At 43.4% G+C, this 19,844-nt stretch carries 20 protein-coding genes and 1 riboswitch; of the genes, 3 read left to right on the forward strand and 17 right to left on the reverse strand.

The window, feature by feature from the left end; genetic code table 11:
• The first annotated feature begins 1,354 nt into the window (after positions 1-1,354).
• Positions 1,355-1,666 (forward strand): hypothetical protein, encoded by a 312-nt coding sequence (locus tag AC2YHV_RS06105; RefSeq protein WP_098863997.1) that lies wholly within the window; start codon positions 1,355-1,357, stop codon positions 1,664-1,666.
• Between the two features lie 187 nt (positions 1,667-1,853).
• On the opposite strand, the gene tpx is transcribed toward AC2YHV_RS06105, so the two are convergent.
• The 5 genes from tpx to sppA form a co-directional block, all read right to left on the reverse strand.
• Positions 1,854-2,354, reverse strand: coding sequence for a thiol peroxidase (tpx, locus tag AC2YHV_RS06110; RefSeq protein ID WP_487372810.1), 501 nt, complete (start codon positions 2,352-2,354; stop codon positions 1,854-1,856).
• Positions 2,355-2,534: 180 nt separating this feature from the next.
• Entirely contained in the window at positions 2,535-3,035 is a 501-nt protein-coding gene (gene ytfJ, locus AC2YHV_RS06115) for a GerW family sporulation protein (protein ID WP_057276717.1), read from the reverse strand.
• A gap of 16 nt (positions 3,036-3,051) precedes the next feature.
• Positions 3,052-3,744, reverse strand: coding sequence for a DUF2953 domain-containing protein (locus tag AC2YHV_RS06120; protein WP_057276718.1), 693 nt, complete (start codon positions 3,742-3,744; stop codon positions 3,052-3,054).
• A 100-nt stretch (positions 3,745-3,844) separates the two neighbouring features.
• Positions 3,845-4,384 carry an RDD family protein gene (locus AC2YHV_RS06125; protein WP_082609274.1) on the reverse strand — a complete coding sequence of 180 codons (540 nt, stop codon included), beginning with the start codon at positions 4,382-4,384 and terminating at the stop codon, positions 3,845-3,847.
• Positions 4,385-4,396: 12 nt separating this feature from the next.
• Positions 4,397-5,398 (reverse strand): signal peptide peptidase SppA, encoded by a 1,002-nt coding sequence (gene sppA / locus AC2YHV_RS06130; RefSeq protein ID WP_063575484.1) that lies wholly within the window; start codon positions 5,396-5,398, stop codon positions 4,397-4,399.
• Between the two features lie 205 nt (positions 5,399-5,603).
• Here sppA and AC2YHV_RS06135 point away from each other — a divergent pair, with 205 nt between their 5' ends.
• Entirely contained in the window at positions 5,604-6,404 is an 801-nt protein-coding gene (locus AC2YHV_RS06135; protein ID WP_487372811.1) for an NAD kinase, read from the forward strand.
• A 262-nt stretch (positions 6,405-6,666) separates the two neighbouring features.
• Here AC2YHV_RS06135 and AC2YHV_RS06140 read toward each other — a convergent pair whose 3' ends face one another.
• From AC2YHV_RS06140 to AC2YHV_RS06160, 5 genes are read right to left on the reverse strand one after another with little or no spacing between them, the layout of a single operon-like run.
• Positions 6,667-7,437 (reverse strand): TatD family hydrolase, encoded by a 771-nt coding sequence (locus AC2YHV_RS06140; RefSeq protein WP_487372812.1) that lies wholly within the window; start codon positions 7,435-7,437, stop codon positions 6,667-6,669.
• A gap of 18 nt (positions 7,438-7,455) precedes the next feature.
• The gene (locus AC2YHV_RS06145; RefSeq protein WP_054400648.1) at positions 7,456-8,193 is read right to left on the reverse strand and encodes an ABC transporter ATP-binding protein; all 738 of its coding nucleotides are present in this window, start codon (positions 8,191-8,193) and stop codon (positions 7,456-7,458) included.
• Positions 8,183-8,965 (reverse strand): ABC transporter permease, encoded by a 783-nt coding sequence (locus AC2YHV_RS06150; RefSeq protein WP_053535931.1) that lies wholly within the window; start codon positions 8,963-8,965, stop codon positions 8,183-8,185. Before AC2YHV_RS06150 ends, AC2YHV_RS06145 begins: the two co-directional genes overlap by 11 nt.
• A complete protein-coding gene (locus AC2YHV_RS06155) occupies positions 8,962-9,246 on the reverse strand; it encodes a thiamine-binding protein (RefSeq protein ID WP_034309193.1) in 285 nt (94 codons plus the stop codon). The genes AC2YHV_RS06150 and AC2YHV_RS06155 overlap by 4 nt, the downstream gene beginning before the upstream one ends.
• A gap of 11 nt (positions 9,247-9,257) precedes the next feature.
• The gene (locus tag AC2YHV_RS06160; RefSeq protein ID WP_098937368.1) at positions 9,258-10,253 is read right to left on the reverse strand and encodes an ABC transporter substrate-binding protein; all 996 of its coding nucleotides are present in this window, start codon (positions 10,251-10,253) and stop codon (positions 9,258-9,260) included.
• Positions 10,254-10,386: 133 nt separating this feature from the next.
• Positions 10,387-10,496: riboswitch (TPP riboswitch) on the reverse strand.
• 311 nt (positions 10,497-10,807) lie between these two features.
• Here AC2YHV_RS06160 and AC2YHV_RS06165 point away from each other — a divergent pair.
• Positions 10,808-11,635, forward strand: coding sequence for a protein-glutamine gamma-glutamyltransferase (locus AC2YHV_RS06165; protein WP_221408427.1), 828 nt, complete (start codon positions 10,808-10,810; stop codon positions 11,633-11,635).
• A 93-nt stretch (positions 11,636-11,728) separates the two neighbouring features.
• Here the strand turns inward: AC2YHV_RS06165 and rarD are convergent, their stop codons facing one another.
• The 7 genes from rarD to AC2YHV_RS06200 form a co-directional block, all read right to left on the reverse strand.
• Positions 11,729-12,658, reverse strand: coding sequence for an EamA family transporter RarD (gene rarD / locus AC2YHV_RS06170; protein ID WP_057276724.1), 930 nt, complete (start codon positions 12,656-12,658; stop codon positions 11,729-11,731).
• Positions 12,659-12,738: 80 nt separating this feature from the next.
• Positions 12,739-14,340, reverse strand: coding sequence for an amidohydrolase (locus tag AC2YHV_RS06175; protein WP_487372813.1), 1,602 nt, complete (start codon positions 14,338-14,340; stop codon positions 12,739-12,741).
• A 153-nt stretch (positions 14,341-14,493) separates the two neighbouring features.
• Positions 14,494-16,077 carry an acyl-CoA synthetase MbcS gene (mbcS, locus tag AC2YHV_RS06180; RefSeq protein WP_048677943.1) on the reverse strand — a complete coding sequence of 528 codons (1,584 nt, stop codon included), beginning with the start codon at positions 16,075-16,077 and terminating at the stop codon, positions 14,494-14,496.
• 152 nt (positions 16,078-16,229) lie between these two features.
• The gene (locus AC2YHV_RS06185; protein WP_487372814.1) at positions 16,230-16,514 is read right to left on the reverse strand and encodes a hypothetical protein; all 285 of its coding nucleotides are present in this window, start codon (positions 16,512-16,514) and stop codon (positions 16,230-16,232) included.
• Between the two features lie 542 nt (positions 16,515-17,056).
• Complete coding sequence (locus tag AC2YHV_RS06190; protein ID WP_034309203.1) at positions 17,057-17,263, reverse strand: alpha/beta-type small acid-soluble spore protein; 207 nt, start codon at positions 17,261-17,263, stop codon at positions 17,057-17,059.
• Positions 17,264-17,345: 82 nt separating this feature from the next.
• Positions 17,346-18,557: a tRNA uracil 4-sulfurtransferase ThiI gene (gene thiI, locus AC2YHV_RS06195; protein WP_034309205.1), complete on the reverse strand. Its 1,212-nt coding sequence runs from the start codon at positions 18,555-18,557 to the stop codon at positions 17,346-17,348.
• Positions 18,554-19,702, reverse strand: a complete 1,149-nt coding sequence (locus tag AC2YHV_RS06200) for a cysteine desulfurase family protein (protein WP_487372815.1) — start codon at positions 19,700-19,702, stop codon at positions 18,554-18,556. The genes thiI and AC2YHV_RS06200 overlap by 4 nt, the downstream gene beginning before the upstream one ends.
• Positions 19,703-19,844 lie beyond the last annotated feature (142 nt).

A 19,844-nucleotide genomic window follows, 5' to 3' on the forward strand; every position in this document is an offset into this window, starting at 1 on the left:
CTAAAAAAGTGGCTTGGATTGTCACAACCCGAACCATGAAATGTTATTCGGGGACTTGATTTCCGTTCCAGGCACTCGCTTTCCGTGGGCGTTCCGGGGAGCCTCCTCGGCTTGCGCCTGCGGGGTCTCCCCTGGACACGCTTTTCCCGCAGGAGTCTCGTTCCTTACGTTCCATTCAACTGTATTTTGAAATTCAGATAGAAAACCTTTTGTCTAAAAAAGTGGCTTGGATTGTCACAACCCGAACCATGAAATGTTATTGGGGGACTTGATTTCCACTTCAGGCACTCGCTTTCCGCGGGCGGTCGGGAAGCCTCCTCGGCCTGCGCCTGCGGGGTCTACCCTAGACACGCTTTTCCCGCAGGAGTCTCGTACCTTACGTTCCAATCAACTGTGTTTTGAAATTCAGATAGAAATCTTTTGTCTAACAAAGTGGCTAGGACTGGTCACACCCCGAACCATGAAATGTTATTCGGGGACTTGATTTCCGTTCCAGGCACTCGCTTTCCGTGGGCGTTCCGGGGAGCCTCCTCGGCTTGCGCCTGCGGGATCTCCCCTGGACACGCTTTTCCCGCAGGAGTCTCGTACCTTACGTTCCATTCAACTGTGTTTTGAAATTTAAATAGAAACTCTTTTGTCTAAAAAAGTGGCTTGGATTGTCACAACCCGAACCATGAAATGTTATTCGGGGACTTGATTTCCGTTCCAGGCACTCGCTTTCCGTGGGCGTTCCGGGGAGCCTCCTCGGCTTGCGCCTGCGGGGTCTCCCCTGGACACGCTTTTCCCGCAGGAGTCTCGTTCCTTACGTTCCATTCAACTGTATTTTGAAATTCAGATAGAAAACCTTTTGTCTAAAAAAGTGGCTTGGATTGTCACAACCCGAACCATGAAATGTTATTGGGGGACTTGATTTCCGCTCCAGGCACTCGCTTTCCGTGGGCGGTCGGGAAGCCTCCTCGGCTTGCGCCTGCGGGGTCTACCCTAGACACGCTTTTCCCGCAGGAGTCTCGTTCCTTACGTTCCAAGCAACTTTGTTTTGAAATTTAGATAGAAATCTTTTGTCTAACAAAGTGGCTAGGACTGGTCACCATGAAATGTTATTGGGGGACTTGATTCCGCTTCAGGCACTCGCTTTCCGCGGGCGGTCTGCCCTCGGCCTTCGCCTGCGGGGTCTCCCTGGACACGCTTTTCCCGCAGGAGTCTCGTACCTTACGTTCCAATCAACTGTGTTTTGAAATTAGATGGAAACTCCTTTGTCTAAAACGGGTTGTTTTGTTGCCCTGTAATTTTTTATTACTTGGATAGGCTCAATGAAGGCCCAAACAGAATACCATGCATGAGGTGGTGATTATATATGGATAATCAATATCAAAACTATCATGGGCAGGTTAATCCGGTAAATCAGCAACATGATATTCAGTCAGCAGATGAATTTAACAGGCAACAGCAGGGGTTTCAACAAGGTTTTCGTCAAGGATTTCGTCAGGGGTATCGACAAGGATATCGAGAAGGATTTCGAGCAGGGCAACAAGCGGGGTTTTTCCCAGGACCAAGACAAATGCCATCGTGGCCTAATGAAATTGACATAAGAGTTGGAACACCTAATGGTCAGGAATGGTCTGGCAAGGTTGTTTTACCACAAAATGGTCCGACATTCGAGCCTTAACTGAATCCAGATATAATAAATGATACCCTTCAATTGAAATGAAATGTATCGATCGACACAACTTTCCAATGAACATTAAATCCTAAAAAGGACCTGTCCACTTCAACGTCATGGTTTTTATCAACAAGAAAATCAACATTATAACAAAAAACCGGGCACATTGTGCCCGGTTTCTTAAATTCGCATCTTATTTTGCCGCTTTCGCCGCTTCGATTCCACCTTCGTAATTTGGATGGTTCGTACCTTCACTCACATATTCTACATATGTGATTTCATCAGAGCTGTTCACAACGAATACAGAGCGAGCCAATAGACGAAGTTCTTGCATGACGACACCATATGCTTCACCGAATGAAAGGTCACGGTGATCGGAAAGAACTTGAACATTGTCCAAGCCGCTGGCAGCACACCAGCGTTTTTGCGCGAAAGGAAGGTCGTTACTGATCGTCAGTACTTTCACATTATCCAATTTTGCCGCTTCTTCGTTGAATTTACGTGTCTGTGCATCACATACGCCTGTATCCACGGATGGAACAACGCTGATAATGCGGACAGAACCCTTGGAGTCGTTTAAAGTAACCGGTGATAAGTCATTAGCCAATACGGTAAAATCAGGTGCTTTGTCCCCAACTTTTAGTTCTTGTCCCACTAAAGTGATCGGGTTGTTCTTAAATGTAACTGAAGCCATTAATAATTCCTCCCTTTTCTGCTATATGTACAAGCATAATAATATTTGTTTTGCCGGAATTTTGCAATTAATTGAATCAGGAAATGTGAATGATGCATGCACAAGTTCGCCATCCGAGCTTTTTTCGGCGCAAAGGAAGAATGCAGCAAAAAGAAAAACTCGGCGGATGCCGAGTCGCAATTAGAAGTCTATATCCTGTTTAGGTTCTTGGTACCTGTTTACAGCTGGTTGACTGCCGCCTTGGTATTGATTATTTCCTTGGTTTTGATTATTGCCTTGCTTTTGATAATTGTCTTTCTTGGATAGCATGGACTGAATCTTATCGACGACTTGAGGAGCTAAATCCATCATTTTTTCTAGAAGGTGCGTCCCTTCATCGAGATGAATCATTTTCACTCCATGGGAACCGACAATCAAAAAGGCAATTGGTGTTATGGAGACCCCACCGCCGCTACCGCCGCCAAAAGGCTGCTTGGAACCGCCTTGCTGTCCTTGATGGTTTCCATCCATCACAAATTCGCTGCCACCGGCTGCAAAACCAAACCCCACTTTGGATACAGTTAAAATGACACTTCCATCCGGAGTTTCTACCGGATCCCCAATGATCGTGTTCACATCGACCATTTCTTTAAGATTTTCCATCGCTTCTTTCATTAAACCTTGGATCGGATGATCTGACATTTAAATTCCCTCCACTCTAGAACGATTGTTTATTGGAATCACCTGATAGCTTCGCTAATTTACTCGACTTGAAATGCGGCTTTCCGCCTTTCCAATAACGAAGCAGTTTTATTCCAGTCACCATAGCCTGCCCGATTCTGAATTGTAATATGCAGGAAATCGACGTATTTGCCTGCCATCTCTGAAAGTCGGGTGTAATGGAATAGGAGGGCATGATCCGAAAGTTGAAATAGGTTGTCAGCAAACCGATGATTGAACCTTTAAGTGCCCAGCATGCACCAGTTAAAACACCGGTGTGTGCAGCGTTTTTAGTACCGACCTTACTATGCCAGATGAATTTTTTGACTTGGATTTTCCCAGCGAATTTACGGACGATCTTATGGAATCCGATTATATGCTGAAGAGTTTCCAGAATGTCTGCGAATCCGTCCCGCAAATCTTCGGCTGTGATTTTTTTCATTTCTACCTTATTTGTTTTTCCGTTCATTTCTTGCTCTTTCTTTACTACTGCAGTTCCCGAGTCATCTTCCATTTTTATGACCGGAACCTTGAATGTATAGTGAAAAAGCCCATACCAAGCTGATAATTTAATATGTATTAGGTCATTCGCTTGGACACGCTTGTAGTCGATGGACACTCTTACTTTAGTAAAAATAACAATAAGCAGCACCAAAATGAGGATACCCATAATCATCAAAAGCCACTTCATGCACCTACACCCCTTCAGCCTATCATTATCGGCATATACAAAAAAAAATAAACCTGCAAAAGCGAAAATCACGCTCTTACAGATTTATGAATGGAAGAAATCATCTTCTGATCAACACAACGCCCGTGTCTGCAAAGACATCATGCAAAGCCTGTTTCTTCGGTAATAGGCCTGCCAAGAGATAGCCAATCCAGGTTACTTTTGATATATAGCGGCCAATCAGCTCCCTGAACAATATCGTGCTCCAAGAAATGTTTTTTTTCTCTTCCTTCAAGGCAACCACTTTCAGTCCAAAAATCATCTTGCCAAGGGTTTGATTCAAGAATTTGGTCATCAATACAAAGTATAAGAAAAATACGATCCCCGTTAAGAAGCCCTCTGCGGAGAACCAGAGGTCATCAGTTCCTTCATAAAATTTAAAGATGGGATGAATCAAAATCCGGTTCAAGCTTCCGATAACCAATAGATCGGCCAAATAGGCCCAAAACCTCATCCAAAAACCAGCAAAATGCACTTTTTTGACTTCATCATCACCCACAGCCTTTTTGGCTGATGTAAATTCCTGCTGAACGGGAACCTCTTGATCTGCCATTAGATTGGATGAAGCGATTTGTTCATTGTTTTCATTTCTTTCCGTCATCCTTCAGCCCCCCTATTCCGCATACAAATACATTAAGCGTGGAGAATTTGAAGAGGAAAGGATTTTTGTCAAGACTGCCGTTTCCACATCATTTCCCAACATTTTTTGCGCACCCATACTGAATAATGAACCGAAACCTGCCTCATCTGTATAACGGATAACTTGAGCATCCTTTTTACCGATATCCGTTTTCATTGCGGCAATTACATCATCCAAATGGCCGAAATCATCGATTAGATGGTTTTCTTTAGCCTGACGTCCATCATAAATGCGTCCATCGGCAATTTCCCTTACTTCCTTCTCTGTCATTCCGCGTCCGTCAGCAATGACTTTTACAAATTGATCATAAGAATTATTAATCATATTCTGCAGTATTTCACGTTCTTCCCCAGTCATTTCCCGGGTTGGACTCATAATATCTTTGTGTGGTCCGCTTTTGATGGTTTCGAACTCAACACCATACTTCTTGGCCAGCTTCTCGTAATTATACCCATGCATGATGACTCCAAGTGAACCCGTCATCGTTTCTGGGCTGGCATAAATCTTGTCTGCTGGTGCAGAAATATAATATCCGCCTGAAGCAGCCATAGACCCCATTGATACATAAACAGGTTTTTTCACTTTCTTGATATCAAGGATCTTTTCATGAATCTCTGCACTTTCGACAACACCGCCGCCTGGAGAATTTACTCGAAGGATAATCCCTTTGATATCATCATTTTCCTCTGCCATCTTCAGCTTATCCATGAAGGCACGGTGATTATATGTTGCTGAACTAAGTAATGAGGCTTCTCCTGTATCTTGAATCGTGCCCTCTACATCAAATACGGCAATAACATTAGTGTAATCATCGCCTTCTATGACTTCCTCGTAAAATGCACTTTCGGAAGCAAATAATTCATCAATGATATTTTCCGTATCCGCTGTAAATAGAGTAGTGGCCGCCCCTACAGCAATAGATACAAAAAATAAAACGGCTGCGATTCCAAGTGCAGCCCAACGCTTTCCATTCATCTGTTTTCCCCCTTAAATATATGTATCCTTCTTACCATACGAACTAATACCAAAAATGTTTCATTCCATGATAAACTAAGACATATAAAATTGTAGCAAATAATCCTCAAATTGGAAATGCATTGGTCCATTTTGCACAAATTTCATTTATTGTAAACAGGGTTTAGAAAGCCCTTTCATCACCATACATACTAGGGGGGATACGATGGATACTCGAAGGAATATTTATTTTTTCCATGCACCGAATGAAGAGATGCTCAGCAAGGTTGAATACTTATCAGACTTGGCGGAGCAACATTCGTATGAAGTCATCCAGGATTTCACAAAAGCGAACATCATCGTAAGCATCGGTGATGATGGCACATTCCTGCAGGCAGCCCGTAAAACCGGGTTCAGGGATGACTGTTTATATGCGGGCATTTCCACGACAGGTAACTTGAATATGTATTGCGATTTCCACTTGGAAGACAGTGATAAAATGATTGAAGCCATGACAATGGAGCAAATCGAGGTGCGTAAATATCCAACCATCTCTATCCAATTGGACGATCAGCCCTCCTTCTATGCCCTTAATGAACTCAGTATCCGCTCTTCGATCACCAAAACGTTCATCATGGATATTTTCATTGATCAACTCCATTTTGAAACTTTTCGCGGGGACGGGATCATCATTGCGACTCCGACCGGAAGCACCGCCTATAATAAATCGGTCAATGGGGCCGTTGTCGATCCCCTTCTCCCTTGCTTCCAAGTGAGCGAGCTTGCTTCCGTCAATAATAATACCTATCGGACCCTAGGCTCCTCATTCATCTTAAGCGGTGCTAAGACGTTGACCGTCCACCTTGAACAAAACGGACCAAGCTATCCGATCGTCGGAATGGACAATGAAGCGTTAAGCATCAATCATGTCGAAAAGGTAAAGGTCCGGTTAAGCGGTAAGGTCATCAAGACCGTTAAGCTAAAAGACAATTCCTTTTGGGAAAAGGTTAAAAGGACCTTTCTTTAAACGAAAGGCTGTTTTCACATAATTTGTTGCTATTTACCAGGTAGTGAGTTGTGGTTGATTTCCCCTCCAGATGCTCGCTTTCCTTGGTGCGGGCGGTGAGCCTCCTCGGCGTAAACGCCTGTGGGGTCTCACCTGTCCCGCTGCTCCCGCAGGAGTCTCGCACTTCCGCTCCAATCAACCTTAAATCGTTTCGTTTTAAAAACAACAATCTTTACGAAAAGAGCCAAACGAAAAAAGGTACCGGATATGATAACCGGTACCTTTATATATGATAAAAATCTTTCGTATTTTGATAAAGGGCTTCATAAACATCCTCAATCGGCAATCCTTTAATCGAAGCAATTTGACGCACACTTTCATGCATCATGCCGGGATGGGTCCATTCCCCATTGAAAACCCCTTCAAACGGCCATGGTCCATCCGTTTCTATCATCATCAGCTTAAGTGGATAGGCCGAAACTAATTCCTGTATTTCCCTCTCATAACAAACATCAGGTGTAATCGAAATGCGGTAGCCCTTTTCGGCCATTCTTTCAACTGTCCGGATTTCGCCTTTAAACCAATGAAAGTGTGCCCTTGTAATTTGATGCTTATCCAAAAGGTCGCAAACGATAGGTGCATCGTCATGAACGGCATGAAGGATAACCGGCTTTTCAATCTCTTTAGCTAAGGTCAGGAACCTCTCCAGTATCACTATATATGCTGTGTTATCAATATTGGGGTTTTCCTGCCTTAAGTAATAGGGCAGCCCAACCTCGCCTATGGCAACCATATCGTGACGATGTTCCCGCATCCAGCTCAATAATTCATACACTTCTTCATCACTAGGGAGGGGCTGCTCTGGATGAAAACCAAAGGCAGGCTTAATTCGTGAATCTTTAAGTGAAAGCTGATAATTGTTAATCGAAGAAGCCAAATTCATGGAAACAGTCAGCAAGGATTCCAACTGAACCTTTTCCATGTCTTTCAGAATCTGCTTCCGCTTAACAATATCATACTTATCCAAATGGATATGGCTGTCGATGATTCTCAAATGATATCGCCTCCTTACTTAAGTAGTGAAAGTTGGCTTGAGTGCTGCATATAATTCTCTCTTCAAATGAATAAATTCATCACTAAGAAGCTGTTCTTCTCTTCTTGGCCTTGAAAATGGAACTTTCACTTCTTTGATGACAGCAGCCGGTTTTGCTGATAACACATAAATTCTATCTGATAGGAAAACCGCTTCATCTATGCTGTGAGTGACAAAAAGCACCGACCTCCGATTTTCTTCCCAAACCGACAACAGCCATTGTTGCATTTGCAATCTTGTCAGTTCATCCAAGGCAGAAAAGGGTTCGTCCAGGCACATCAAGTCCTGTGGACTTAAGATACTTCGAATGAATGCGGCCCTTTGCTTCATGCCTCCAGATAATTCATGGGGATATGCTTTATCGTATTCTTCTAAACCAGCTTTCATCAAAAGGTTTTTTGCCTTTTCTTTATCTCTGGTCCCAGCAAGTTCACTTCCAAGCAAAACATTTTCCAATACCGTTCTCCAAGGTAAAAGGGAAGGCTGCTGAGGCATATAGCTGATATGTCCCTTTAAGCCATTTATCTTTTTACCATCCAATGAAATGATGCCATGATCAGGCTTCAAAATCCCGCCGATCAAGTGAAACAATGTACTTTTACCGCTTCCCGATGGCCCAAGGATCGTGACGAATTCCCCATCATTCACATGGAAATTCATATTCTCCAATATATTCTGCTTACCATCGAAAGAATAGGAGACGTCTTTAATTTCCAGCTTCACCCTTTTCGCCCTCCTTTCTCTTCCAAGAGACCAAGTATTTCTCCAGGAAAGTGATGATTCCAAAAAAAATCAGGCTCATTCCCATAATGATGAAAATGGCTACAAACACCCGATCTGTCCTGAACGCTGAAGAAGCGAGAGTCATATAAACACCAATCCCCGATTTTGCCCCAAGCCATTCCGAAATAACCGCACCCATTACACTATAGGTAGCCGAAATTTTCAGGCCGGAGAAAATGAACGGGATCGAGTGAGGAAGTTCCAGCTTCCAAAATAACTGGTTTTTCCCCGCTCCCATCATCTTGAAATAATGCTTAAGCTCGTATGGTGTCTGGCGAAAACCGTCCAATGATGCGACCGCAACCGGAAAAAAACATACAAGTGAAATCACGATTAACTTAGGCAGCATGCCAAAGCCAAACCAGATCACCAAAAGCGGCGCCAAAACAATGATAGGTATATTTTGTGATAGTATGAGCAGAGGATAAACCGCGTCCTTCACACCTGGAAATAGGTGTAGGATTGCCGCGATCAATAAGCCGATGCAGCTTCCAATAAAAAAACCTGACAACGCAAGCTCGGTTGTGGATATAAGGTGTCCGTAAAGATTGCGGGACGACTCAATTCCTTCAATGAAAATGGCCGATGGAGCGGGAAGCAGCCATTCTTCAACTTTCAATAAGACTGTCACTGACTCCCATACAATCAGCAACAATAATAAAAGAAAGAAGGGAGCCCCCTTCTTCCAAATCCCCCTTCCGATCATGCCCGATATTTCTCCGTTAACGTATCCATCGTAATCCCGCTTGGCTGATATAATATTTTCACTTGGGAAATGACATTCGGCGATCCTATTTCAATCATTCTTACATTCATTTTTTCTATCACGGCAAAAAGCTCGGAAAGCTCCCCCTCCATTGTCGTTTCAAGCGGGTGAACCTCATACTTGACACCTGATTCTTCAATGATCTTGATTGCTTCATCGACCATAGGGATGACATTTTCCCCTTTAGGAATAATTTGTATACTAATTAATGAATTGGCCATTGTATTTCCTCCTATTTTGGTAAAAATTCATTGGTAAATGCCTTTTCAGGATCGAAATCACCTTCAAGAAGCTTATTTTCAGTCATCCACTCACTGTAATTCTTCCAAATTTCAAGCTTTTGTTCACCCCATCGCGGAGCATCATCCTGATACTTGGCTGCAAGCCACTCCTGGCTTTTCTTCACTAGTTTTGGATCAAGATCCGGTGCAGACTCAATTAACATATCTGCTGCATCATCAGGATTCTTAATCGCAAACTGGTACCCTTTCGAAGCTGCATGGACGAATGCTTTAACAGTCTCGGGATCTTCTTTTATCATCTTTTCATTTGTAGTCAAAACAGGCGTATAGTAATCAAGCTTATCAGAGTATTCGGTTAAGTACACCATATTAAGCTTTTCATTTCGCAACTCAGCCTCAATGCCTGTCCAACCATAATAAATCCAGGCAAAATCTATATCCCTTTTAACCGAAGTGAAAAAATCCATGTCTCCTGTATTGACTATGTCCACTTCATTTACATCCGCATTTTCCTTTTTCATGAGTGAATCAATAATGGCCTTTTCAACCGGAGATCCCCAGCCACCGTACGTTTTCCCTTCAAAATCCTTGGGAGTCGTAATGTCCTTAGCCTCAGGGGAAGCGAATCCCGAAGTATTATGCTGGATGACGGCAGCTACCGAAACAATCGGCACACCCTGTACGCGGGCCTGCGTTATGCCCTCTTGATAGCTCACGCCAAATTCAGATTTCCCTGAAGCGACAAGCTTATCAGCTCCAGCTTCACCTGGCATGATAATTTCCACATCAAGACCTTGTTCTTTAAAATAACCTTTTTCCTTGGCTACATACAATCCTGTATGGTTTGTATTCGGTGTCCAATCGAGCACGACCGATACCTTCTTTAATTTTTCATTTTTAGATGCTTCTTCTTTTTCATTAGTTCCGCCTGCTCCGCATCCAGCTAAAAGGAAGAACGAAGTTAACAGTGGTAAGAATTTATTCAAGTCATTATCCTCCTACACATCTTATAAGATTCATATGCCGGAACCATAATAGGGATCCAGGGCTATTCAAATACTGGATAAAAAAGCAAAAAACGCCCGAAGATGAATTCGGACGTTAACATACAAAACAGAAAATCAGTCATAATATGTTCCCTCCGCTGGCATCACCCAGATCAGGTTCAAAGAGTCAGCATCTAATGGATGCAATCTCAGCCAGCAGTACTGGCCCCCCTACATTTCTCGCACATATGAACTTTTCTCTCTCATTATATCAATTCATAGGGAAAAAGGAATACTAATTTGCTTCTTCTCGCTAATTGGAAAGGTATTCCTGGCACTTCAGGATACCTGCAAATATCTTTTGGAACGAAAATCATTGAAAGGAAAATAATTCTGCCTCGTTCCGTTCCAATCATTCTTGGCTGCAACGGCGGCTGGCACGTTCCAAATAGTCATTTCTTTTCAAGCATTCATATAATGAGCATTACTTGTAGACATTTTTGTTTACTTGTTTTATTAAACCCTTAATTTCATAAGCAAAAGGTGGATATGTCATGATAAAGATTAATCACAAATGGTTAGATGTCAGTCAAATCCAACCAGGTACAGCCTCTGCCAAATCGCTTGAAACTCTTCAATGCTTGGCGGAAGATTCTAACGTTTTTGAATACCGGAACTTTGGGGATTTTAATTTCGAGATACAGCTGAGGAACCGAGTCATAGAGGCAGCTATTGCGTTGGATAAAAGCGGTCCGGATTTTTCCACACTTGAGGAGTCTCAATCCAATCAACGTTATTGGCACCTTTCAAAGGATGGCACCTTTACCCTTCAGCCAGGGATTCTCCCTCATGCTGCGCTCGTTGACATTTTCATGAATGGAGGGCTTTATGCCTTCGAATGCGGTACAGCAATGGTCGTCACTTTTTTAAAGGCGATTTTGGATTTGATCGGCCCTAGGAATTTCGACCATCTTTTTTCAGACCTATTTTTATATGACTTTCGCCCTCCACAGAATATGGCTCTCATTATTCATCAAGGAAGGGATTATTTACCAGGTGATTGCGTTTACTTCAAAAACCCTGATCACGACTTGGCAACCCCTGAATGGCAAGGTGAAAATGCCATATTATTAGGGAATAACCTCTTTTATGGCCACGGGATCGGGATTACCACTGCACAGGGAATCATCGATGAATTAAATAGCAATAGAAAGCCATTCGCCACCATATCAGCATTTCTGACAACGCATATCATTTCCCTGGATAGTTCCTTCTATAGACAATTCCAACTAAATAATCCCCGTGCCAAGCCCGATAACAGTCCTGCCAGCCTTTCCAATTGTATTGTTTCTGAAATAGGTTCGAAGATATACCTTTCATGACCCTGGCATTTCGCCTATGCCATAAATCCGTTTTATTGAATATCGACATAAAAAAATGCTTGGGCAGAAAATTCCCCAAGCATTTTTTTCTATTCAAGCACCAATATTCCCTTTGCCTTTGAACCTGCGGGCACTTGCCTGCCCCCATTTCGTTATGGATAGTGTATAAACAGCCAAGGCTGACCATATGAACAAAAAGGCTAAAAGATGTGCTTTGGTGAAACTTTCATGATAGACGAATACCCCGATCAATAAAGATAAGGTCGGAGCGATATACTGAAAAATGCCAAGCATCGATAACGGGATCTTCTCGGCCCCTTTTGCAAAATATAAAAGAGGCAATGCCGTAGCAATCCCGCCCCCCACCAACAGCAAGCTTGTGCTCCCGTCTGTAAAGAATTGCATTTCCGACCTGTTCATCAAGTAAATCAGGTAACCTAGGGCCAGAGGCGTTACCATCATCGTTTCGAGCGTCAGTCCGATTGCCGATTCGGCCTTGATCATTTTTTTTGCCAGACCGTATAATCCAAAGGTCATGGCCAAAACAAGAGAGATCCACGGGATCGTGCCGAAATGAATGCCAAGGATCAAGACTCCGATTCCTGCAAGCAGGAATGAAATGATTTGGGCCCCGCTCAATTTTTCTTTTAAGACTATCACTCCCAATAGTACACTGACGAGCGGATTGATATAATATCCAAGGCTCGTGTCGAGGATCCGTCCTGAGTTAACGGCCCATATGAACACTCCCCAATTGGCTGTAACAAGCAGTGAGGCCGTTAGTAATGCCGTAAAGAGTTTCGGATTGCCCATTATGTTTTTGACATAATCTAGAAACGCCTGCCATTTTTTCATGAACATCAATAAAACCAGCATGAACACGAAAGACCATAATACCCTCTGAGCTAAAATTTCTATTGCACCGACTCCCTGAAGGAACTTCCAGTAAATCGGCACAACTCCCCACATCATGTAAGAAAGGGCTGCATAAATCGCCCCTTCTTTTTGTTGATCCACTTTCATAACAAGCCTTCTTTCCATTTACATTCCTTTATCTAATTCCATCTAACAATTTTGTATTTCCATTTCTTTTTTTGCAACTGTTAATTTTTATCATACATGATTTTGTCATCGATGACCGTCATGACCGCCTCAGCTTTCAGGAGATCATCCGGTGCAACAGCGAAGACATCCAGATTAAACACGGTAAAATCGGCATCGTACCCTTTATTGATCACACCGCGGCGTTTTTCCTGGCCGATTGCTGCAGCACTCCCTTTGGTATACAATGCGAAAGCCTCGAAAACGGAAAGCCTTTCAGACAAACCATATACGGTACGGTCCTCACTGTTGATTTTCATCCTTGTGACAGCGGCATGAATGCCCAAAATCGGATTTAATGGTTCAATGGGTGCATCCGACCCTCCCGCACAAATGATGCCCATGTTCAAATAGGTTCTCCAGGCATAGGAGGATTCCAATAGATCGGCTGATACCTTTTCTTCCACCCACGGAAAATCGGACGGAACGAACCCCGGTTGAATATCAAAGATTACCGGCAGCTTTGCCGCCCGCTCCAAAAGCTCCGGCCGTACAATCTGCGCATGGATGAGCCGGTCCCTCTGTCCCTTTTTCGGGGGGAGGGCTTCAATTGCATTCAATACGTATTCAAAAGCGAGATCGCCAATCGCATGGACAGCAATCGGCATTCCGGCAGCCCTTGCTTTTTTCACCCATTCCTGAAGCTCGTTTTCAGTGAATATCGCGACTCCATTCGTATTCTTTTGATCTACATAAGGTTCGCTCAACAGGGCTGTGCGTCCGCCTAAGGAGCCGTCGGTAAAGATCTTCATGCAGTCGAATTTGATATATCGCGTACCTTTCTGATAGCCGCCGCCTGCTGCCAGCATTTCTTCTAACGCTTCGTGATGGACGAGCAAGTTGGCGCGAAAGGCCATTTCCCGGTCCTCGATTACCGATTTAAACGCCTGATATGTCGGCATGAAGCCATTGTAGTAATGGAGGTCCTCGGTATGACCGCCAGTCAAACCTAGCTTATATGCGTCTTCTATGGCCTCTGTGAGCGCGTTTTCGATATACTCTTGATCAATGCCGGGAAGGCTGTCTAAAATAAGGTTCTGCGCCTGGCTTTCTTGAAATAATCCATTTAAACGTCCGTCAGGATAACGGCAGATCACCCCGCCTGAAGGTTCTTTTATATCTTCTTTAATATCCGCTTCCAAAAGGGCCCGGGAATTGACCACCAAGGCATGACGGCAGACCCTTTTCAATACGATGGGATGATCTGCCGATATCGCGTCAAGCTCATCCCGTAATATCAATTCAGGCCTCGGCCATTCATTTTCATTCCACCCTTCGGCAACGATCCACTTTCCGGCCGGGGTCTTTAAGCACTTTTCCTTCAAGGATTTCATGATCGACTCCCTGCTATCCATCAAAGAGAGGTCTAGACGAAGCAGTCTTTCACCATGTCCGACCAAATGAAGGTGACTATCCACTAATCCCGGCAGCATCGTTTGTCCTTTTAAGTCGATTTCCCTGGAAATATTGCCGGCATGTTCATTTTTCAAATGGTCCAGGCTGCCGGTATCAACAATTAACCCCTTATCAGTGAAGACTGCCTCCACTTTATCATTTTCTTTAACCATCGTATAAATTGACCCATTGAACCATAACGTTCCCATTCCGGCTTTACACTCCTTATTAAATGATTGTTACTGTGCAGATATGCAGTAAGTGTACCATCTCATAACACGAATTCCCATATTTATGCTTTTACCCAAGTCCCTGTCAATAAAAAAACGCCAGCCTTGAAGGCTGACGTTCATGCATTTCAATCAATTGTTAAGGAGTGCTTCTTCCCTTTTCCGTAAATCCACCCGTTTGATTTTACCTGATGTCGTTTTGGGAAGCTCTTCTAAAAATTCGATTTTCCTTGGATATTTATATGGAGCAGTCAATTCTTTCACGTGCGATTGAAGCGTCTTGATCAAGTCCTGGCTGTTCGGATCGATATCATCCATCAAGACGACATACGCCTTGACCACATTTCCCCTTATTTCATCAGGACTTGCTATTACGGCACACTCTTTAACATATGGATGCTTAACGAGTGCATCTTCCACTTCAAACGGTCCGATCGTATATCCCGAACTGATGATGATATCATCAGAACGACCCTCAAACCAGAAATAACCATCCTCATCCTTTTTCGCTTGATCGCCGGTGATATAATAGTCCCCGCGGAATTGCTGCGATGTCCGCTCGGGATCTTTAAAATATTCTTTAAAAAGAGCAGGTGTATCGACATGTACGGCAATATCCCCCACTACGCCAGGCGAACAAGGTTTACCGGAGTCATCGATGATTTCCACATGGTTGCCCGGAGTCGGTTTGCCCATGGAGCCCAATTTAATTTCCATGCCTTTCGTTACACCAACCAACAAGGTATTTTCGGTCTGTCCATACCCATCACGCACTTCAATCTGGAAATGGTTCTTAAAGACCTCGAACACTTTTTGATTTAAAGGCTCTCCCGCTGATACGGCACTATGAAGATGGGATAAATCATAATCATCAAGGTTATCCACCTTTGCAATCAATCGATACTCGGTTGGTGTACAGCATAATGCATTCACTTTGTAGTCCTGAAGCAGCTGAAGATATTTTTTCGCCTCGAACTTTCCATGATAGGCAAGGCCTGTCGCTCCTGTCCCCAGAACCGCAAGGAAAGGACTCCAGATCCACTTTTGCCACCCTGGGCCTGCAGTTGCCCAAACGACGTCCGTTTCGCTGATTCCTAGCCAGTTTGCAGCGGACGTTTTCAAATGGGCATAAGCCCAGCCATGTGTATGGACGACCCCTTTTGGATTTCCTGTCGTTCCGGAAGTATACGATAAGAATGCCATATCCTCACTCTTCGTGTCAGCCATGGTCAGCTGATCGGATTCCTCATCGGCGAGCTCATTCAAATCCAGCCAATTTTCGATTCGTTTTCCGATTGAAAACTTCAGGAGGCTTTCCGCTCCTTCTATTTCATTCAATTCGTCAGTATATTCATGATAACTGATGATTCCTTTGACATCACCATGGTTGACCCGGTACTGCAAGTCCTTCGCACGAAGCATTTCAGAACAAGGGATGACAATCATGCCGATTTTCAATGCTGCTAAATACACTTGATAAGCTTCCACCAAACGGGGGATTATGATGAGGACCGTATCACCTTTACCCAGTCCTTTTTTCTTGAAGGCATTTCCAATTTTATTTGCACTTTTTAATAAATTCTCATATGTAAGTTGTTTTTTATCTCCGGTTTCGTTCTCCCAAAGTACGGCAACTTTACCTGGATCTTTTGCATAACGTTCCATTTCACTCACTAAGTTGTAATGTTCCGGAGCCAATAAGTCTTCACGCTTCATATTCTTCCCCTCCAATTATGAACTCTTAGTACCTACTCATTATACAAGATACTTCTCTAAAATTTCTATTTATTTTTACAAATTAAAAAAGAGAGCGGGTGTAGGAATCCGCTCCCTTAAGCCTGTAGACAATTCCTATAGTGAGTTTGCCTTCAGTTATTCTTTTTAAAAATTCCGCTGATTTTCGAAACCCTATCCCTCTCCGACTGTCTGCCAAGCCTCATCAAAGCATGGCACTGTGGGGTCTCGGCTACCCAGTTATTCGGCAGGAGTGTCGCACATCTCTTCCATCCAATAACGATTACTGAAAAAAACTTAAAAGATAAACTAGTCTTAAACATATTCGGGATGAGACCAGCCTGCAGTTTTTTCAATAAAACATTCCAGTTGATTTCAGAGATCCGCTCCCTTTCCGCCGCCTGCCTGCCAAGCCTCATCAAAGCATGCGCCTGTGTGGTCTCGGCTACCCAGTTATTCGGCAGGAGTGTCGCACATCTCTTCCATCCTTTAAGGAATACTGAAAAAAACTATGAAGAGTAATCTAGTTTACCTTTAAAATTTTGGTTCGGGGCGAGAGCAATTCGGAACTCCTTTTGCCGGAAAATTGATGGAACTGCCCAACTGTAGACGAATTGGAGAAGAAGAGGCAGTTTCCCTACAATGCTTCTTAAAAAAGAAGTTCCAGTGATTGGAACGTAACGTACGAGACTCATGCGGGAAAAGCGTGGCCAAGGGCGGACCGCCCGCGGAAAGCGAGTGCATGGAGTGGAAGTCATTACACATACTCCCTTTCGGTGGGGTCTCGGCTAGCAGGAATGTCGCACTTTCCTTCATTCCAATAATGTTTCATATTATATAAAACAGTAAAAAATATGTAGTAAAACTAAGGAATTTATTAAATCGGCGTCCACGAAATTAATTCCGCAAACGTAAAGAGAGCGGGTGTTAAAACCCGCTCTCTGTAGCCATATTTATGAAATTATCTGTTGAAACCTCCGCCTAATTGTTGTTCAGCCATTTGAACAAGGCGTTTTGTGATTTCTCCACCAACTGAACCGTTAGCGCGAGATGTTGTGTCGGCACCAAGTTGTACGCCGAATTCTGTAGCGATTTCATATTTCATTTGTTGTAGAGCTTGTTCAACTCCAGGTACCAATAATTCGTTTGAGCTGTTGTTGTTTGCCATGTGTGTTTCACCTCCTTGTGATTATAGAGTGTGTTAAAACACATGGCTTCATTCGCACATTTTTATTGGTAATTAAAGGATACTAAAATAAGTCTTCCATCGCTTCTTCCTTATCGAAAGTCTGACCCGGTTTAACCGTTAATATTTCTGTTTCGGAGACCGCTTTTTCAATCAAGGATTCAAAGTCGACGAAGCTTTCATAATAATTGACTTTTTCACGTTTCGGTTTCGTTTTTGGGCTTGCCGGCGTAAAGACCGTACAGCAATCCTCGTACGGCAGATTGGATATTTCAAAAGTATCGAGTTCTCTTGCTATTTTGATGATTTCTGTCTTATCCATGGTAATCAGCGGACGCAGGATCGGTGTATTCGTCACCTCATTGATGGCAAACATGCTGCTCATCGTCTGGCTTGCAACCTGCCCAAGGCTTTCACCGGTGATAAGTGCCATGGCTTCTTCCTTTTCACGGATGCGATCGGCGACCCGCATCATTAAACGACGGGTTGTAGTCATTGAGTAGTTTTCCGGGATTTGTTTTTGAATCAATAATTGGATTTCCGTAAATGGAACGATATGCACTTTCATGCTTCCATTAATTTCTGCCAGCTTACCCGCCAAATCAATGACCTTTTGACGTGAACGCTCACTTGTGAACGGCGGGCTGTAAAAATGGATCGCCTCCACGTCCAATCCCCGTTTCATCGAAAGGAAGCCTGCAACAGGGCTATCAATCCCGCCTGAAAGCATCAGCATCGCCTTCCCGCTTGAACCGAATGGAAGACCGCCTGCACCCTGGATGATTTCACCTGTCAAATACACGGCTTCGCGTCTCACTTCCACCAGCAGGTTCAAATCAGGGTTCTTTACATCGACTTTTAAATCTTCTGTATTTCGGAGCAAATGCCCGCCGATTGCCCTATTAATTTCATCGGTATTATATGGAAAATCCTTATCAGCGCGTTTTGTCGTGATTTTGAACGTGTTTACCTCTTCAAGGGTATGATTAAGGTAATACAATGCTGCCGTTTTCATCACTTCCAGATCACGCTCTATTTTTATTGCAGGGCTTAATGACTGTATACCAAAAATGCCTTTCAATCGGTCAATGACCGGAACATGGTCAGCACCGTTCAGGAGAACGTACATCCGCTCCCGGTTGGCTGTCAGCACTACGCCTTCTATATCTTTTAAACTCCAGCGGATATGTGCCTTCATTTTGTCTACAAAGCCTTTACGGTTTCTTTTTTTAGTGGAGATTTCTCCATAACGGATAATTATATGATCAAATTTCATTTAGCAACCCTCATTATTTTTTCTAAATTAGCGACTATTTTCTGTATCGCCGCCAGAACTTGCTTTGCTTCTTCCATTTCATTGCCATAGGTAGTGCTGATACGGATGACGCTTTCGGAACGAGCTGAATGATGGTACATCGCGTCCACCGTTTTGCTTACCGTCCTTTTTTTCGAAGAACAGGCACTAGTCGTCGAAACAAATATTCCTTCCGATTCCAGTGCATGCAGCAATACCTCGGATTTAAGACCCGGAACGGAAAAATTCACAATATGGGGTGCTCCCTCTTCGGGACTGTTAACCAACACCCCGTCCATTTCCTTCAAACCTTTATATAAATAAGTTTTGATTTGCTGAAGCTTATCATGATACAGCAATTGATTGTTCATACTAATACGCAAAGCCTTCGAAAGGGCGACGATTCCCGCAACATTTTCAGTGCCGCTCCTGATTTTCGTTTCCTGATTGCCACCATGGAAAAGCGGGTCGACCCGAACGCCTTCACGAACATACAGGATGCCCGTCCCCTTCAAACCGTGAACCTTGTGGCCGGAAATTGTACATAAATCCACATTGGCTTCACGCAATGATAACGAAACCTTGCCTGCTCCCTGTACATTATCGACATGAAAGAGCACGTTTGGGTATTGTTTTAACAATTTGCCCACTTCAGCAATCGGCTGTACCGAGCCAACTTCATTATTAACATGCATGACGGAAACCAAAATGGTATCTTCCCTCAATGCATCCTTAAGATCGGTTATATCAATTTGTCCAAATTCGTTAACGGGAAGATATGTGATCTCATATCCCATTCTCGTCAATGATTGGCATGCGTCTTCTACAGAAGGATGTTCAATCGCTGTCGTGATTATGTGTTTGCCGCGATTTCCCTGAGCGTGGGCTGCCCCTTTAATGGCAAGATTATTTCCTTCCGTTCCGCCGGAAGTGAAATATATTTCCGAACTCTTCACCTTTAATAAATCAGCAATCTGCTTTCTGGCAGCGGAAAGCAGTTTTTCGGATTGCACCCCAAGTCCATGAAGCGAAGAGGGGTTCCCGAAATAGTCCGAAGTAACCTTCATGAATGATTCGATTACTTCGGGATATGGTTTTGTTGTTGCACTATTGTCAAAATAAATCATGGGTTCACCTTCCATGTTTTTATATCTATGATGGTCACTCTTCTAAATATAAGTTTCAATGTTGCTGTTGCAACTTCTAATATTAACATAATTGAATTTGAAAGAGAATGTAAAACACTGATCCAAGAATGATAGGATACCC

This window comes from Peribacillus sp. SRI_006, from assembly GCF_057586375.1.

Bases quoted from the DNA above. Each gene is read 5' to 3' on its own strand.
- AC2YHV_RS06105 (WP_098863997.1), top strand. From the start codon at position 1,355: ATGGATAATCAATATCAAAACTATCATGGGCAGGTTAATCCGGTAAAT.
- AC2YHV_RS06155 (WP_034309193.1), bottom strand. From the start codon at position 9,246: ATGGCCAATTCATTAATTAGTATACAAATTATTCCTAAAGGGGAAAAT.
- AC2YHV_RS06150 (WP_053535931.1), bottom strand. From the start codon at position 8,965: ATGATCGGAAGGGGGATTTGGAAGAAGGGGGCTCCCTTCTTTCTTTTA.
- AC2YHV_RS06200 (WP_487372815.1), bottom strand. From the start codon at position 19,702: ATGATTTATTTTGACAATAGTGCAACAACAAAACCATATCCCGAAGTA.
- AC2YHV_RS06175 (WP_487372813.1), bottom strand. From the start codon at position 14,340: ATGGGAACGTTATGGTTCAATGGGTCAATTTATACGATGGTTAAAGAA.
- AC2YHV_RS06165 (WP_221408427.1), top strand. From the start codon at position 10,808: ATGATAAAGATTAATCACAAATGGTTAGATGTCAGTCAAATCCAACCA.
- rarD (WP_057276724.1), bottom strand. From the start codon at position 12,658: ATGAAAGTGGATCAACAAAAAGAAGGGGCGATTTATGCAGCCCTTTCT.
- AC2YHV_RS06185 (WP_487372814.1), bottom strand. From the start codon at position 16,514: ATGAGGCTTGGCAGGCAGGCGGCGGAAAGGGAGCGGATCTCTGAAATC.
- tpx (WP_487372810.1), bottom strand. From the start codon at position 2,354: ATGGCTTCAGTTACATTTAAGAACAACCCGATCACTTTAGTGGGACAA.
- AC2YHV_RS06190 (WP_034309203.1), bottom strand. From the start codon at position 17,263: ATGGCAAACAACAACAGCTCAAACGAATTATTGGTACCTGGAGTTGAA.
- mbcS (WP_048677943.1), bottom strand. From the start codon at position 16,077: ATGAAGCGTGAAGACTTATTGGCTCCGGAACATTACAACTTAGTGAGT.
- AC2YHV_RS06135 (WP_487372811.1), top strand. From the start codon at position 5,604: ATGGATACTCGAAGGAATATTTATTTTTTCCATGCACCGAATGAAGAG.
- AC2YHV_RS06120 (WP_057276718.1), bottom strand. From the start codon at position 3,744: ATGAAGTGGCTTTTGATGATTATGGGTATCCTCATTTTGGTGCTGCTT.
- thiI (WP_034309205.1), bottom strand. From the start codon at position 18,557: ATGAAATTTGATCATATAATTATCCGTTATGGAGAAATCTCCACTAAA.
- sppA (WP_063575484.1), bottom strand. From the start codon at position 5,398: ATGAATGGAAAGCGTTGGGCTGCACTTGGAATCGCAGCCGTTTTATTT.
- ytfJ (WP_057276717.1), bottom strand. From the start codon at position 3,035: ATGTCAGATCATCCGATCCAAGGTTTAATGAAAGAAGCGATGGAAAAT.
- AC2YHV_RS06125 (WP_082609274.1), bottom strand. From the start codon at position 4,384: ATGACGGAAAGAAATGAAAACAATGAACAAATCGCTTCATCCAATCTA.